Here is a 14,810-nt window from a genome sequence, read left to right as displayed (position 1 = left end):
ACACGTGCCCGGAACCGCCCGGGGCTCGGACGCGGCCGCGTCCGAGCCCCGGGCACGACCGTGGGCCTATGCCTCTTCGTGGCTCAGCACGATGTCGACACCGTCCTGGCCGCCGCTCAGCGTGATCGGTGTGGCCACCGGCGGGTAGCCGGTAGCGATCACGGTGTACTGCCGGTCGGCGAGGTCGGTGAAGGAGTAGCTCCCATCGGCTCCGGTGGTGCGCGTCCCGACGACGTTGCCTGCGGCGTCCAACAGGGTGACCCGGGCGTCGTCCAGAGCACGGCCGTCCCGGGTGTGCACCGTCCCCTGCAGGCTCGCCGCGCCGAGAAGCTCGATGTCGCAGCGGGTCACCTCGGCCGACACGGTTGCCGGCTCGGCGGCCGGGCGGTGGCCCGGCGCGCTGACGGTGACGGTGTAGTCGCCCGGAAGCAGGTCATCGATCCGGTAGCCGCCGTCGTTTCCGGTGACGGCGGAGGCCGCCACCTCACCGCGCTGGTCGGTGGCCACCACCACGGCGCCGGGCACGGGACCGCCGTCCCCGCCGCGCACCGTACCGGCCACGCCGCCTGTATTGGCGAGCATCACGAGATCGTAGGAGATCGGTGCGCCGGTCACGGTCAGGGTGGCGGCCTGTGGCTGGTGACCGGGCGCCGAGCCGATGAGGACGAGGGCACCGCGCTCGAAGGTGTCCACCGCGTACGAGCCGTCCTCACGGGAGGTGGCGCGGGCGACCTGGTGGCCCGCCGAGTCGAGCAGGGTGATCGCGGTGCGCGGCACGGGCGCGCCCGCGCCGTCCCGTACCCGCCCGCGGATGACGCCCGCGCCAGCCGTGTCCGGGCGCGCGGGCGCGGGGCCGGTCTGTGTGGGGGCCGCCGCGTGGGTCTGAGCCGAGGAGTCCTGCGTGGCTGCCGCTCTGGACCGGATCACGCTCTTCTTGCGGCGGAAGAACAGCACCGTGACGAGCGCGGCGAAGGCGAAGAAGCCTGCCGACCACCAGTAGGCGGTGGAGTAGCTGTGCAACGCCGCGTTCCCCTTGACCAGCGGGTCGGTCGGGTGATGCTTCGCGTAGTGAGTGGCGGCGCTGGTGGCCAGGGTGTTGAGCAACGCGGTGCTGACCGAGCCGCCCACCTGCTGTGTGGTGTTGACGGCCGCCGAGGCCACGCCCTGGTCGCTCGCCTGCACGCCCAGGGTGGCGTAGCTCATGGCCGCGGGCATTGCCAGCCCGATACCCCCGCCCATCAACAGCAGCGGCGGAAGCACATGCTTCACATAGCCGCTGTCCAGGCCGAGACGGGTCAGCCAGACCATGCCGCTCGCTGCCAGCAGCATGCCGATGGGCACGACCACCTTGGGGCCGATCTTGGGCACCAGCCAGTTGGTCGACAGCTGCGCCATCACCATCAGCGCACCCACCATCGGCAGGAAGGCCAGGCCGTTCTTGACCGGCGAATATCCCAGGGTCCCCTGCAGGTAATAGGTGAGGAAGAGGAAGACGCCGAACATCCCGGCGGACGAGATGAGCACGGTCGACAGGGCGCCGGCGCGGTCGCGGTCGGCCAGCACGCGCAGCGGCAGCAAGGGGTGCTTCGCCCAGCGCTGCCGGAGGAAGAACGCCACGAGGAGAACGCCGCCTCCGGCGAGGAAGCCCCAGGTCATCCAGTTGCGCCAGGAGTGCGTGTCCGCGTTGGCGAAGCCGTAGACGATGCCGAACAGGCCGCCGGAGGCCAGGAGGACACCGAGGACGTCCAGCTTCGGCCGGTGGGTCGGGACGGAGCGGCTGATGAAGGTGATCGCACCGATCAGCGCGAGAACCGCGATGATGTCGTTGACGTACAGCGTCCAGCGCCAGTTCAGGTACTCGGTGAGCAGGCCGCCGAGGACCAGTCCGACGGCGGCACCGGAGCCGGCGATGGCGCCGAATACGCCGAACGCCCTGGCACGTTCCCTGGCGTCGGTGAACGTCGTGGTGAGCAGGGAGAGCGCCGCCGGAGCCAGCAGGGCGCCGAACAGGCCCTGTACCGCGCGCGCGACGACCAGCATGGTGAAGCCGTTGGCCGCGCCGCCGACCGCCGAGGCGGCGGCGAAGCCGACGATGCCGATGATGAAGGTCGTCTTGCGGCCGAAGAGGTCGGCGAGCCGCCCGCCGAGCAGCAGCAGACTGCCGAAGGCCAGGGAGTACGCGGTGACGATCCACTGCCGCCCGGTGTTGTCGAACTCCAGGGCCTTCTGGGCGGACGGCAGCGCGATGTTCACGATCGTCGCGTCGAGCACCACCATCAACTGGGCCAGGCCTATCACGGCCAGCGCCCACCAGCGGTGCTTCGCGTGCGGGTGGGTCTGGACGGACGGCCCGGCCGAGACGGCGTCGACCCGGGTGGATGACATGGGACTTCCCCCTCGTGTGGCTCGGACGGCTCAGTTGTTCGTCAGCAGCCAAAAAAGTCCGAAACGGTTTCGTACAGCAAAGTAGGCAACCTCACCGCGGAACTCAATCGTTTCGATCGCCGTCGTCCCGTTTGTGGGGCAGGTCACGGGCCGGCCGTGATGCCGGCGGCCTGGGTGTCGGGGAATCGGCGCGGAACGGCGGTGGTGGTCGATAACGTGGCGGGATGATCGACGCGGTTCCTCGGCATGTGCTGTGCGTACTCGGCTCTGGGCTGGACCTTTCGGAGATCGAACGGGTCGCCGCCGACTTCGGCGGTTTCGTGCTCGACCGCGAGTACTCCGAGACCGAACCCGATCCTCGGATGCCGAAGGCGTTCGAGGCCAGTAAGGCAGAGGCCTCGTTCGACGAGTCGGACTGGGCCGCCGTGGAGTCCCACGACACCGTCGGCTACCTGCTGTCCGCGCCGATGATGCGCGAACTGGCCGCCGACACTTCGCGGCGGCTGCTGGCGGCGACGGCCGCTCTCCTCCGGTCCGGCGCCACCGCGGTGAAGAACGAGGGCAGTGGGATCGCGCACGGCCGGGACCGCTGGCTCGCCCTGGCCGACCGAGCGGCCGGCGCCGAGGACGAAGACCTGGCCGACGCGCTCGTCGCCGCCTGGGTGAACCGGCCGATCTACGACGGGCAGGTGCTCTACAGCTGCGGCATGCACCTGCTCGGCGCCCCCGAGGTGGAGATCGAGGTCGACGAAGAGCAGCTGACCGAGGACGGTCTGCCCGATCTGGTCGAGCACCTGGACGCGCTGGCGGTGTACCTGCTGACCGATCCGCGCGCGGAGGAGATCGAGGACGGCGCCGGCTTCCGGATGACCGAAGACGCCCCCCGCTGGTTGCTGCGCACCGGCGAATACGACGGCTCCGACTATGACGACCTGTCCTTCAACCCGTACGGATACGTCCGGCTGACCCGCCCGCAGTGACGGAGGCGCCGGACTCGTCCGGCGCTATCCGCCGGTACGGCGCCAGGCGAGGTGCGGGCCCTTCCCCACGGACACGGTGCTGCCGGTGACCCTGCCGTCATCGGTGATGCATCACTTGATGCCCTCCTCTGTGAACGCCGCGGCGTGGTCGCGGACGAAGTCGGCGATGTCGCGTGGGGGATGGCCGAGAAGGTCGGCGACCGTCTCGGTGGTGAGGTCTCCCCAGCCGGAGGCGTACGCCTGCGCGTACTCCTCGAGCATGTCGACGATCCAGTTCGGAACGCCGTGGCCGAGCAGGGTCTTGCGCCTGGCGTCGTCGCCGATCGGCAGGTACGTGACGGACCGGCCGAGAGCGAGGCTCAATTGGCCGGCGACCTCGTCGAACGTCAGCGAGCGCGGACCGGTGAGGGTGTACGTCTCGCCGTGGTGGCGGTCCGGGTCGTCGAGGAACACGCGGGCGGCGCACTCGGCGATGTCGCGTACGTCGATCATGCCGATCCGCGCCGAGGCCATGTTCAGCGAGAACGTGCCGGTGCCGGAGATGTCGCCCACCTCGTTCAGCAGGTTCTGCATGAACCAGTGCGGCCGCAGGACCGTCCAGCGCATGCCGCACCGTTCGGTCTCCCGGTCGGACAGCGCGTGCAGCCTGCCGCTGCGGTTCGGCGCGTCGTGTGCCGCGCCGACGACGGACAGGCGCACGACGCGCTCCACGCCGGCCTGGCGTGCGGCCCACACGGCGTTCATGTTGTTCTCCGGAGCGCGCGGGCCGTTCGGGGTGAGCAGCCACACGTCCTGCACGCCCTCGAAGGCGGGCGGCAGCGACCGAGCGTCATCGAGGTCGCCGACGAAGACCTCGACGCCCCGCTCGCGCGGGCCGTCGGCTCTGGACTCGTCGCGGACGAGAGCGCGAAGGTCCACCTCGGTCCCGTCCAGCGCATTGATCAGCGCGGTGGACACGGTTCCGGTGGCTCCGGTGATCAGCACGGTGCGCGACACGCTCATTCTCCTTCGGTGGTAGCGGGGATACGGACCAGGTCACGGACGATGCCGGGTGCCGCCCGCTTGACGGTGATGCGCTCCAGGACCCAGAGCACGACGGTCCCGGCCGAGAGGGTGGCGCCCAGGACGCACACGCCGGTCCAGCCGCCGTGCACCCAGACCACGGAGGCCAGCGCGGACCCCACCGCGCCGCCGACGAAAAGGGAGGTCATGAAGGCGGAGTTGATCCGGTTGCGGGCCTCGGGCCGGAGCGCGTAGAGGACGTTCTGGCTGCTGTTCAGCACCGCCTGATGCGCCAGGTCCAGCACGATCACGCCGACGAGCAGCCAGACCGGCGAGCGCTCCCCCGCCGCGATCTCCGCCCAGGACGCCACCAGCAGGACCGTCCCGGCGCCGGTCACGATCTGCACCCACCCGCGGTCGGCCAGCCGCCCCGCCACCGTGGCGGTCAGCGCACCCACGGCACCGACCAGCCCGAAGAGGCCGATGGCCGACTCCGACCAGCCGTACGGCGGCCGCACCAGCAGGAAGGTCAGCGCCGTCCACAGCACGCTGAACGAGGCGAGGCTCAACGCGCAGATGCCCGCCCGCCACCGCAACAACGGCTCGTACCGGAACATGGCGACCGTCGAGCGCAGCAGACCAAGGTACGACCGGCGTCCGCCGTCTCCGCCGAGCCGGGGCAGGAAGGTGCGCAGCAGCACGGCCATCAGTGCCATCAGGACCGCGCCCACCCAGTAGACCGTCCGCCACCCGCCCAGCCCCGACAGTGCTCCGGACGCGGTACGCGCCAGCAACAGGCCGAGCATCAGCCCGGTCATCACCGTGCCGACCACCCGGCCACGCTCGGCCGGGGCCGCCAGCGTCGCCGCGAACGGCACCACGACCTGCGCTCCCACCGAGGTCAGCGCGGTCAGGGCCGTACTGGCCAGGAGCACCGTGCCGTTGGTGGCGGTAGCCGACACCAGCAGGAACACCGCGGTCGCCGCGTAGAGCGACACGGCGAGCCGCCGCCGCTCCACCAGGTCGCCGAGCGGCACCAGCAGGATCAGCCCCAGTGCGTACCCGGCCTGCGCGGCCGTGACCAGCAGCGCCGCCCGCGACGGCCCGATCCCCAGTTCCCGGCCGATCAGGTCGAGCAGCGGCTGCGCGAAGTAGTTACCCGCGACCGCCAGCCCGGTCGCCGCCGACATGAGCAGCAGCAGACCGCGCGACAGGCCGCCATCCGTGTGAGGTCTCATCGCCGTCATGGCCCCAGCCTCGGCGACGGGAGATCAATGAGTCCAACGCATGTTTGTCATCGACATCGATCGTGTATCACGATTGATCCATGGAGCTGCAGCAAATGCGCTACGTCGTCGCCGTCGCGGAGACGAGGAACTTCACCCGCGCCGCCGAGCAGTGCCTGGTCGTCCAGTCCGCGCTGAGCCACCAGATCGCCCGCCTGGAACGTGAGCTGGGCGCCAAACTGTTCGACCGCACCAGCCGCCGCGTCCGGCTGACGCCCGCCGGTGAGGCGTTCCTCCCCGCGGCCCGCCAGGCTCTCGACGCCGCCGAACGAGCCCACGTCGAGGTGGCGGCCGCCGTCGGCGAGATCCGCGGCCGGCTCGCCATCGGTGCCATCCCCACCGTCACGGCGGTCGATCTGCCGGCCGAGCTGAAACAGTTCCACCTGCGGCATCGGCAGGTGCGGATCAGCCTCCGCTCGGGCGCGAGCGAGGAGCTGATCGAACGGGTGCGCCAGGGCACCCTGGACGTCGCCTTCCTGGGCCTTCCCCTGGGCGCACGCCCCAAGGGCGTACGCGGCCGCGAACTGGCGCGCGGCGACCTCGTCGCCATGGTGGCGCCCGACCACCCGCTGGCGGACGAGGAGCGTGTGGACCTGCACCAGCTGTCGGATGAACCGTTCGTCGACTTCCCCCCGGGCACCGCCGCACGGGGCCAGTCGGACGAGGCGTTCACGGCGGCCGGAGTCCGGCGCGAGGTCGCCTTCGAAGTGACGAGCGTCGACTTCATGACTCGCCTGATCCGACAGGGCCTGGGCATCGGGATGCTGCCCGCCGCCTTCGTGTCCGAACTCCCCGATCTGCGCGTCCTCCGGCTCCGCGACGCTCCCGCCCGCATGGAGCACCTCATCTGGAGTCGCTTCCCGCCGTCCCCCGCCGCCGCGGCGTTCCTGTCCGCCCTCGGTATCCCGGCAGCGGAGTCCTCGGAATCGCCGGGCGTCCGGTCCTGATCATTTTTTCGGGTGACATCGACAAGCTTGGGACCGGCTGGTCGATGTCGGCGTGGAGCTGGTGCTGACCGAGGGCGTCGCGTCCCTGGGGCTGCGGGAGATCGCCCGCCGGGCCGGGGTGTCGCACGGGGCGCCCCGCCGGCACTTCCCCACCCACCAGGCGTTGCTGTCGGCGATCGCCCGGCGCGGATTCGCCGATCTGGCCGGGCGGTTCGCCGAGGCCGCCGACGAGGCCGCGTCGCCGCGCGCGCAGTTGCGGGCACTGGCCTGCGCGTATGTGCGGTACGCCCAGGAGCGTCCCGGCATGTTCGAGCTGATGTTCCGGCACGATCTGCTGCGTGGGCAGGCGCGCGCGGCCGGCCGGCCCCAGTTGCGGGAGGCGAGCCTGCCGCTGTTCGGCCGGATCGTGGAGCTCGTCACCCGCTGCCGGGAGCAGGAGGACGGGGGCCGGCCGGACGTCCCGGCGGCGGTGACCGCGGTCGCGCTGTGGGCGAACGTGCACGGCCTGACCCAGTTGTGGGGGTGGGGCAGCATCGGGCTGGCGCTGGGCGAGGACGACTCGCCGCAGCCCGGCGACCGGCTCGACCAGCTCATCGGCGCGGTCATCGACGCCCATCTGGGCGAGGCGGCGGCGTGAGCGGCGGGGTACGGCGACGCCTGGTCCTGGCGGTCAGCGCGGCGGGCGCGATGCTGGTCGCCTTGGACGGCACGGTGCTGGTCGTGGCCCAGCCCAGCGTCCGGCAGGACCTCGGCGCCAGTGTGACGCAGACGCAGTGGACCAGTACCGGCTACCTGCTCGCCGTGGCCGCGTTGCTGGTCGTCGCCGGACGCCTGGGCGACCGGTACGGCCATCAGCGGCTGCTGCTGTACGGCCTGGTCGGTTTCGCGGGGGCCTCGGCCGGGATCGCGCTCGCGCCGGGCATCGGCTGGGTGATCGGCTTGCGCGTGGCGCAGGGCGTGTTCGGTGCCCTGCTTCAACCGGCGACGCTGGCGTTGCTGCGCCTGACCTTCCCGGCGGACCGGCTCGGCACGGCGGTCGCCGTCCGTACCAGCGCCATCGGGGTGGCCGCCGCGACCGGGCCGGTGCTCGGCGGTGTGCTGGTGGCGCAGCTGGGCTGGCGCAGCGTGTTCGTGGTCAATCTGCCCGTCGGGCTGGTGATCGCCGCGTTCGCCATGGCGGTGCGGGTGCCCGCACCGGCGCGGCGGGAATCCGCACGCCGCCGACCGGAGCGGCTCGATGTCGTGGGCGCGGCGCTGGTCGCGAGTGTGCCGGCCGTCCTGGTGTACACCCTGGTCGGCGTGCCCACGCACGGCTGGACCGGCGCGCCGACCCTGGCGGGCCTGCTCTGCACCGCGGCCGGCGCGGTCCTCATGGTCGAGCGCGGTCGCCGCGCCGCCCAGCCGATCGTGCCGCCCGCGGTGGCGCGCTCGGTCCCGGTGATGGCCGCCGTCGCGCTTCTCCTCCTCACCACCGGCGGCATGTTCGGAGCCCTGTTCACGGCGACGTTCCTGCTCCAGGACCTGCAGGGCCTCAGTCCCCTGTCGGCGGGGCTGCGCGTCCTGCCGCTGACGGTGCTCATGGTCCTCGGCGCGCCACTGGTCGGCGTCGCGCTGCGCCGGTACGGGCCGCGCCGGACCGCCGGAATCGGCTCGGTCCTGATGGCCCTCGGCGTCCTCGGCATGTCCCGTCTGACCTCGACCGACGCCTGGGCCGCGAGCGGCACGTGCTTCGCGCTGCTGGGCGCCGGCTTCGCCGCCGTGATGGTCACCGCCACCGGGACCGTCGTCGGCGACGCCCCTGCCGGGTACGCCGGAGTCGTCGGCGGGCTCAAGCAGACCGCCACGAACCTCGGCCCGACCCTCGGCATCGCGATCGCGGCCACCCTGATGCAGGCGAAGGGATTCCTGGGCCCAGGCTCTTCCGCGCTGCGGACGGCGTCCGCCCAGGCGACACAACCAGCACTGCTGGGATTGGCCGCGGTCACCGCACTCGGGCTGTTCCCCGCCCTGCTCCTGCCCACGCGGTCAGGCACCGCCCCCCGCCGTCCCGCGCAGCCGGCGGACGACCCGCTCGATCGGCTCACCACATAGGAGCGTCCGCGACGCGGAACCGACTTGCCGGAAATGACGTCCTAGCCCTGCTTCAAAGTGATGAGGCAACCGATACGATCTTACGTTCCGGATACTGACGCATCTGGGGAGTGACCGTGCAACCCCCGCAGCCGCCGTACGGCGCCCAACCGCCCGCCTACGGGCCTCCGCCCGGCCCGCCCGGACCACCGATGGGCCCCCCGGGATGGGGGCCACCGCCCCCGCGGCGGCCGAACAACAACGCGGCGGTCATCATCATCGTCGTCGCCGCGGCCTTCGTGCTGCTGGTCGGCGGCGGCGCCGTCCTGTTGTTCGGGTACATCCTCAGCGACTCGGGACACAGGTCGGTGGTCTCGATGCCAACGGTGTCGGACAGCCCGACGTCGCCCGGCTACAGCTACAGCCCGCCGGCGATGCCCAGCTACACGCCGTACTCTCCGCCCGACACGTACTCACCGCCGCCGCAGCACTGGGGAGCCATCGCCGTGGCGAGCGACGGCAGCGTCGGCAAGTCCTGGGACTACAGCTCTGCGTCCACCGCCCAGCGGCGAGCGATGAATGAGTGCCCCCGCTCCAGTTGCAAGGTCCTCACGACTTTCGTCAACGGCTGCGGTGCCATCGCCTACAACTCCCGCACCAACAGGTACTGGGGCGGTCACGGCGACACACGGAGCGAAGCCGAGAGGAACGCCATATCCAACGCGGGCGGCGGCCGCTGGACGACCTGGGTGTGCACCACCCGGTAGGAAGTCGGACCGATCAGGGTTCGTGGTCGCCGGGGACCACCAGGCCGGACTCGTACGCGAAGACGACGGCCTGGGCCCGGTCGCGCAGGTCCAGCTTCGTCAGCAGGTTGCTGACGTGGGTCTTCACCGTGTGCTCGGTGACCACGAGATCCGCCGCGATCTCGGCGTTGGACCGGCCGCGCGCGAGCAGCCGCAGCGTGTCCATCTCCCGATCGGTCAGCTCGCCGAGGCGCTGCCGTAGCCGGGGCCGGGCCTGCCCCCGCCCGACGTATTCGGCGATCAGGCGCCGGGTGATCGCCGGGGCCAGCAGCGACTCTCCCTCGGCGACCAGGTGGACCGAGCGTACGAGGTCGTCGCGCCGCACGTCTTTGAGCAGGAATCCGCTGGCCCCGGCGCGCAGGGCGTCGTAGACGTACTCGTCGACGTCGTACATCGTCAGGACGAGGACCTTGGCGTCCGTCCTGCGGCACACCTGCGCGGTGGCCTCGACTCCGTCCACGCCCGGCATCCGAATGTCCATGAGGACCAGATCCGGCTCCAGCTCGACCGCCTTGGCGACGGCCTCGGCGCCGTGGGCCGCCTCACCGACCACCGTGATGTCGTCATGGGCATTGAGGATCATCGAGAAGCCACCGCGGAACAGGTCCTGGTCGTCGGCGACGAGCACGCGCAGCATCCCGTCACCCGATCGGCAGGGTCGCGGTGAGGGTGAAGCCCGGGTTCCCCTGCCGGACGGCCAGCCGGCCGCCGCAGGCCGTGACCCGCTCGCGCATCCCGATCATGCCGTGTCCTTCCCGTAGCTCCCGCGCGCCCCGGCCGTCGTCGGCGACCTCGATCTCCAGGGTCTCACCGGACCAGCGGAGCCGTACGCGGACGGTCCTCGCTCCCGCGTGCCGGATCGTGTTGGTCAGCGCCTCCTGGACGATCCGGTACGCGGCGATGTCCACGTCGGAGGGAAGGCGCCGCGGCGCGCCCTGCACGTCGGTGGAGGCGTCCAGGCCCGCCCGGCGGGCGTTGTCCAGCAGGCCGGGCAGGGCGTCGAGCCCGGGCTGCGGTCCCCGTGCCGGAGCCCGGCCGTCGGGTGCCTCGCTTCCGCGCAGCGCGCCGAGGATCAGTCGGAGCTGGCCGACCGCGTCCCGCCCGGCCTCCGCGATCGCCTCGAAGACCGCCTCGGCCTTCTCCGGGCGATCGCGTACGACCAGCGGGCCGGTCTCTGCCTGGATCACCATGAGGCCGACCGAGTGGGTCACGATGTCGTGCATGTCGCGGGCGATCCGGGTGCGTTCGCGTTCGACCGCGGCGGCGCGTTCCTCACGGATGCGAGCTTCGCGCTCCCGTTCGGCGTTCTGGGCGGACCGCCGGGCCCGCGCCCCGATGCCGAGGGCGTACGCGGCGACGATCGCGGTGACGAGGTAGCGGTAGGTCTCCAGATCCTCGTGCGGGACGATGAGCGACACGGCCACGCCGACGGCGAGGCCCGCGATGCCCCCGGCTCGCCGTACCGGGGAGACGTCCGCCGCCGCGAACGTAAAGGTGCACACGAGCACGCCGTACGGCAGCAGCAGAGCCGGGGAGTGCGGCAGCGACTTCGCCGCGATCGCCAGGACCGTCGTCGCGGAGCCCACGACCGCCCCGGCGGACAGGATGGCGCGGCGCCGCCACAGCACCGGCACCGACATCAGCACGGCGAGCACCACGAACCACCACGGCTGCCGGGACGGGACGATCGTGGGCGTCACCGTCATCACGGTGACCACGACGGCGATCGCGACGTCGGCCCTTGATGGGTTGAGGATGTTCGCCCGCATGACCGGCTCCGGGGTTGTGAACGGCAACCCGGAAAGACTAGGCGCGCGGCATCCGCGGTCGCCTCCGCCGCCCGGCCGATGGCCGTCTCACTCCTTCGAGTGAGCCCCGGTGCGACGAATCTCCGAGCGGTCCCGGTCCGTGCGGCCGGTGCGCGGATCGCTCCCGTCGGCGATGTGCGTCCAGGCCCGGGTCCTGCACCGTCGGGGCGGCTGAAGAAGGAGGCCGCACGATGAACTCACCGATTCGACGTCTCGCCGTGGCGCTCGCCGCGACCGCACTGTCGGCGACGCTGTTCCACTTCGGCACCGGGCTCAGACCGGTGCCCTGGCTCACCTGGCTCGCACCGCTGCCGGTGCTCGTCCTCGCTCCCCGCGTCGGCGCTCGGACCGCGTTCCTCGCGGCGTCGGCCGCGTGGCTCGGCGGCGAGACGACGATGTGGGGCTACTTCCTGAACACGGTGCGGGTCCCGCCGCCCCTGGCCGTCTCGGTACTCGTCGGGTCGGCGCTGCTGTTCGGGGCGATCGTCCTCCTGGCACGGGCGCTGATGCTGAGGAGGCGTCCGCTGACGGCCGTCGCCGCCGTGCCGGCCGCCTGGGTCGCCATCGAGTACGCGCTCTCGGTGGTGTCGCCGAACGGAGCGTGGTGGAGCCTGGCCTACACCCAGGCCGACGTCCTTCCCATCCTGCAGACCGCCTCCCTCACCGGACCGTGGGGGATCACCTTCCTGCTCCTCGGGGCTCCCGCGGCCGCCGCCGTGCTCCTCGCGCCGAAGGCGGCCGGGCGGTTGCGGGTGGCGGTCACCGCCGTGGTCGTCCTGGCCCTGGCGGTCGGCTACGGCGCCTGGCGGCTGCGCACGCCGGACGGCGAAGGCGCCGAGAAGGTGGCGCTGCTCGTGACCGACCGGGACGGCTGGGTCCCGGTCGGCTCGCCAGAGGGACGTGCCCTTCTCGGGCGGTACACGGCGCGCATCCCGGACGTCGCCGCGCGCGGCGCGCGGGTCGTGGTCATGCCGGAGAAGGCGTTCATCGCCGACGACGCGACGCTGCCGGCCCTGACGAAACCCCTGGCACGGCTCGCGGCCGAGCAGCACGTCGACATCATCGCCGGGCTGATCCTCAAGCGGGCCGGTGCCCTCCACAACACGGCCATCGACCTCCCCGCGGACGGGAGCCGGCCGGTCGAGTATTTCAAGCACCATCTCATCCCGGGGCTGGAGAGCGACTTCGAACCCGGGACCCGGCAGGCGTTCGTGCCGGGTTCGGGCACCCGCTGGGGGATCGCCATCTGCTTCGACCTGGACCTGCCCGGCCTGGTGCGCGACTACCGCAAGAGCGGCGCGACCACGCTCTTCGTGCCCGCCTGGGACTTCGACCGGGACCGCTGGCTGCACGGCAGGATGGCGGTGACCCGGGGAGTCGAGAACGGGATGACCGTGGCGCGCGCGGCGCGGAACGGCGATCTGGTCGTGAGCGACGCACACGGCCGGATCCGGGCCGAGGCGCACAGCGCGGACGCTCCGTTCGTCTCCGTCGTCACCGCGCTGCCCACCCGCTCGGCCCGTACGGCGTACACGAGGTTCGGCGACTGGTTCGCCTGGGCCTGCGCCCTCCTGTTCTTGTCCGGACTCGTGTCCCTCGCCCGAACCCGGCGTGCGGCGGGCCCCCGCCGGCCGCCGCCCGCACGCGTCACCGCGCCGGACCCGTCGATGACGCGGTAGTCCTCAGCAGCGGTCGTGTCGGCCTCGGCGCCGAGGTCCTCAGGTGACCTTGGCGCAGAGGTTGCCGCCGCGGAAGTCCCAGGAACGGGAGTCGGAGGGGCAGTCACCGTTGGTGAGGCCGGTGACCTGGAGGATGTAGTCGAAAGCCTTGGGAACGGTGCTCTTGTCGCATCCCCACGAGGTCATCAGGCCGTGGTTGTTGATGGCGATCCTCCCCTTCTGCGAGCCTTTCAGGCCCAGGAAGCATTCGCCCACGCGCAACTGGCGTTCCAGGCAGAGGCGGATCGTCTTCCCTCCGCCGACGTAGCTCCACGTCGATTCCCCGTCCAGGGCCTTGGCATCGCAGTCGCCGCCGTCGTCGTCCAGCACCCTGGTCACCCTCAGGTACGCGTCCGTCCGGTCGCAGTCGACCGCGCTCGGCAGGTGCTCGCTCCAGTCGTCGAACTCGTACGGGTCCATGTACGCGTCCAGGCAGTCGCCGGCCGAGATGGCCTCGAACGCCTCGAGGGAAGGATCGGGGGTCGGCGTGGGGTCGGCGGACGAGGTCGGGTCGGAGGTAGGGCTCTCCGACCCGGCGCCGGACGTCGGCGACGCGGTCGCCGAGGCGATCCCGGAACCGGCTGCCGCGGTCCTGCCCTTGTGGTCGGCGATGAACCAGATGGCCGCGACGATCAGCAGGGCGCCCACGACCGCGGCCGCCCCGATGCCGAACGAGGTCTGCGCCGGCGGTCCGCCCGAGGGAGCCGGCGGCGGGTACGGAGGTGCCGGGGGACGCTGCGGCCACGGCGGGGCCTGCGGTGGGACGTGGGGTGGGCCCTGCGGCAGGGGTGCCTTCTCGGCGAAATCCGCTTTGGTGGCCTCCGGCGGGGCGGTCAGGGCATCGGTCTCGGCCACCCGGGTGGCGATCATCGTGGTGACGGGCGTGGGCAGCGACAGTCCCCGGCCCGCCGCCAACCGTGAACAGCGGTCGAGGAATTCTTCGACGCCGGGCCGGTCGTCCGGGTCCTTCTCCAGTCCGGCCGCGACCAGCGGGAGCAGCGACGCCGGCACGCCCGTCAGGTCCGGGTCCTCATTGACGACGCGGTAGCCGAGGGCTTCGCCCGGACCCTCGCCGAACGGCCGTCTGCCGGTGGCGGCGAAGGCCAGCACGGCGGCCAGGCAGAACACGTCGCTGGCCGGCCCGACCTCGCGGCCCCGGTACTGCTCGGGCGACATGTACCCGGGCGTGCCGACCAGGCTGGTGCGGGTGGTCTGCGAGGTGCCGTCCAGCGCGCGGGCGATGCCGAAGTCGATGATCCGGGGCCCGTCCGTGGCGAGCAGCACGTTGCCGGGTTTGAGGTCCCGGTGGATCACGTCGTGGGCGTGGATCGCCGTCAGCCCCTCGGCCAGACCCGCGCCGAGCGCCGCCACCGACGGTTCGGGCAGCGCGCCGTGGTCGTCGACGGCCTCCTGCAACGACGGACCGGCGATGTACTCCGTCACGAGCCACGGCGGATCGGCCTCGGGATCGGCGTCCACCACGTGCGCGGTGTGAAAGCCCCCGACGCGCCGCGCCGCCGCGACCTCCTGCCTGAACCGGCGCCGGAACCGCGGGTCCTCGGCGAAGCTCGGGTGGATCACCTTGACCGCGACCGTACGTCCGCCCTGCGAGCGGCCCAGGTAGACCCGCCCCATCCCGCCGGCGCCCAGCCGGGCCAGCAACCGGTACTGACCGACTCGCTTCGGGTCACCCGGCTGGAGCTGCTTCAGCCTGTCGCTGGACACCTGCGCACCCTCTACGGCCTAGTACAGACAGTCGTGTTCTTTTAGCTTGATCGCCACGATGCCGCGACGTCGCAGCGCTGTCA

At 71.9% G+C, this 14,810-nt stretch carries 12 protein-coding genes; 6 read left to right on the top strand and 6 right to left on the bottom strand.

Features of this window, described 5'->3' with window-relative positions; genetic code table 11:
* Window positions 1-66: 66 nt before the first annotated feature.
* Entirely contained in the window at window positions 67-2,385 is a 2,319-nt protein-coding gene (locus ABEA24_RS28540) for an MFS transporter (protein ID WP_345434228.1), read from the bottom strand.
* Between the two features lie 224 nt (window positions 2,386-2,609).
* Here ABEA24_RS28540 and ABEA24_RS28535 point away from each other — a divergent pair, with 224 nt between their 5' ends.
* Window positions 2,610-3,365: a hypothetical protein gene (locus ABEA24_RS28535; protein ID WP_345434227.1), complete on the top strand. Its 756-nt coding sequence runs from the start codon at window positions 2,610-2,612 to the stop codon at window positions 3,363-3,365.
* A 111-nt stretch (window positions 3,366-3,476) separates the two neighbouring features.
* Here ABEA24_RS28535 and ABEA24_RS28530 read toward each other — a convergent pair whose 3' ends face one another.
* Both ABEA24_RS28530 and ABEA24_RS28525 read right to left on the bottom strand, forming a co-directional pair.
* Entirely contained in the window at window positions 3,477-4,361 is an 885-nt protein-coding gene (locus ABEA24_RS28530; protein ID WP_345434226.1) for an NmrA family NAD(P)-binding protein, read from the bottom strand.
* 2 nt (window positions 4,362-4,363) lie between these two features.
* A complete protein-coding gene (locus ABEA24_RS28525; RefSeq protein ID WP_345434225.1) occupies window positions 4,364-5,605 on the bottom strand; it encodes an MFS transporter in 1,242 nt (413 codons plus the stop codon).
* A gap of 89 nt (window positions 5,606-5,694) precedes the next feature.
* Here ABEA24_RS28525 and ABEA24_RS28520 point away from each other — a divergent pair, with 89 nt between their 5' ends.
* From ABEA24_RS28520 to ABEA24_RS28505, 4 genes are all read left to right on the top strand, one after another.
* Window positions 5,695-6,600, top strand: a complete 906-nt coding sequence (locus ABEA24_RS28520) for a LysR family transcriptional regulator (protein ID WP_345434224.1) — start codon at window positions 5,695-5,697, stop codon at window positions 6,598-6,600.
* A gap of 37 nt (window positions 6,601-6,637) precedes the next feature.
* On the top strand, window positions 6,638-7,237 hold the full coding sequence (locus tag ABEA24_RS28515; protein ID WP_345434313.1) for a TetR/AcrR family transcriptional regulator: 600 nt from the start codon (window positions 6,638-6,640) through the stop codon (window positions 7,235-7,237).
* Window positions 7,234-8,691, top strand: coding sequence for an MFS transporter (locus ABEA24_RS28510; protein WP_345434223.1), 1,458 nt, complete (start codon window positions 7,234-7,236; stop codon window positions 8,689-8,691). The genes ABEA24_RS28515 and ABEA24_RS28510 overlap by 4 nt, the downstream gene beginning before the upstream one ends.
* Window positions 8,692-8,807: 116 nt before the next feature.
* Window positions 8,808-9,437, top strand: coding sequence for a DUF4189 domain-containing protein (locus ABEA24_RS28505; RefSeq protein ID WP_345434222.1), 630 nt, complete (start codon window positions 8,808-8,810; stop codon window positions 9,435-9,437).
* Between the two features lie 13 nt (window positions 9,438-9,450).
* Here the strand turns inward: ABEA24_RS28505 and ABEA24_RS28500 are convergent, their stop codons facing one another.
* Complete coding sequence (locus ABEA24_RS28500) at window positions 9,451-10,113, bottom strand: response regulator (protein ID WP_345434221.1); 663 nt, start codon at window positions 10,111-10,113, stop codon at window positions 9,451-9,453.
* Window positions 10,114-10,117: 4 nt separating this feature from the next.
* Window positions 10,118-11,272, bottom strand: a complete 1,155-nt coding sequence (locus ABEA24_RS28495; RefSeq protein WP_345434220.1) for a sensor histidine kinase — start codon at window positions 11,270-11,272, stop codon at window positions 10,118-10,120.
* Window positions 11,273-11,475: 203 nt separating this feature from the next.
* Here ABEA24_RS28495 and ABEA24_RS28490 point away from each other — a divergent pair, with 203 nt between their 5' ends.
* Window positions 11,476-12,963 (top strand): nitrilase-related carbon-nitrogen hydrolase, encoded by a 1,488-nt coding sequence (locus ABEA24_RS28490; protein WP_345434219.1) that lies wholly within the window; start codon window positions 11,476-11,478, stop codon window positions 12,961-12,963.
* Window positions 12,964-13,002: 39 nt separating this feature from the next.
* On the opposite strand, the gene ABEA24_RS28485 is transcribed toward ABEA24_RS28490, so the two are convergent.
* Complete coding sequence (locus ABEA24_RS28485) at window positions 13,003-14,727, bottom strand: serine/threonine-protein kinase (protein WP_345434218.1); 1,725 nt, start codon at window positions 14,725-14,727, stop codon at window positions 13,003-13,005.
* Between the last annotated feature and the right edge of the window lie 83 nt (window positions 14,728-14,810).

It is taken from the genome of Actinoallomurus vinaceus (genome assembly GCF_039542055.1).
Lineage (GTDB): Bacteria > Actinomycetota > Actinomycetes > Streptosporangiales > Streptosporangiaceae > Actinoallomurus > Actinoallomurus vinaceus.
This window is presented reverse-complemented; position numbering and strand designations above follow the sequence as displayed.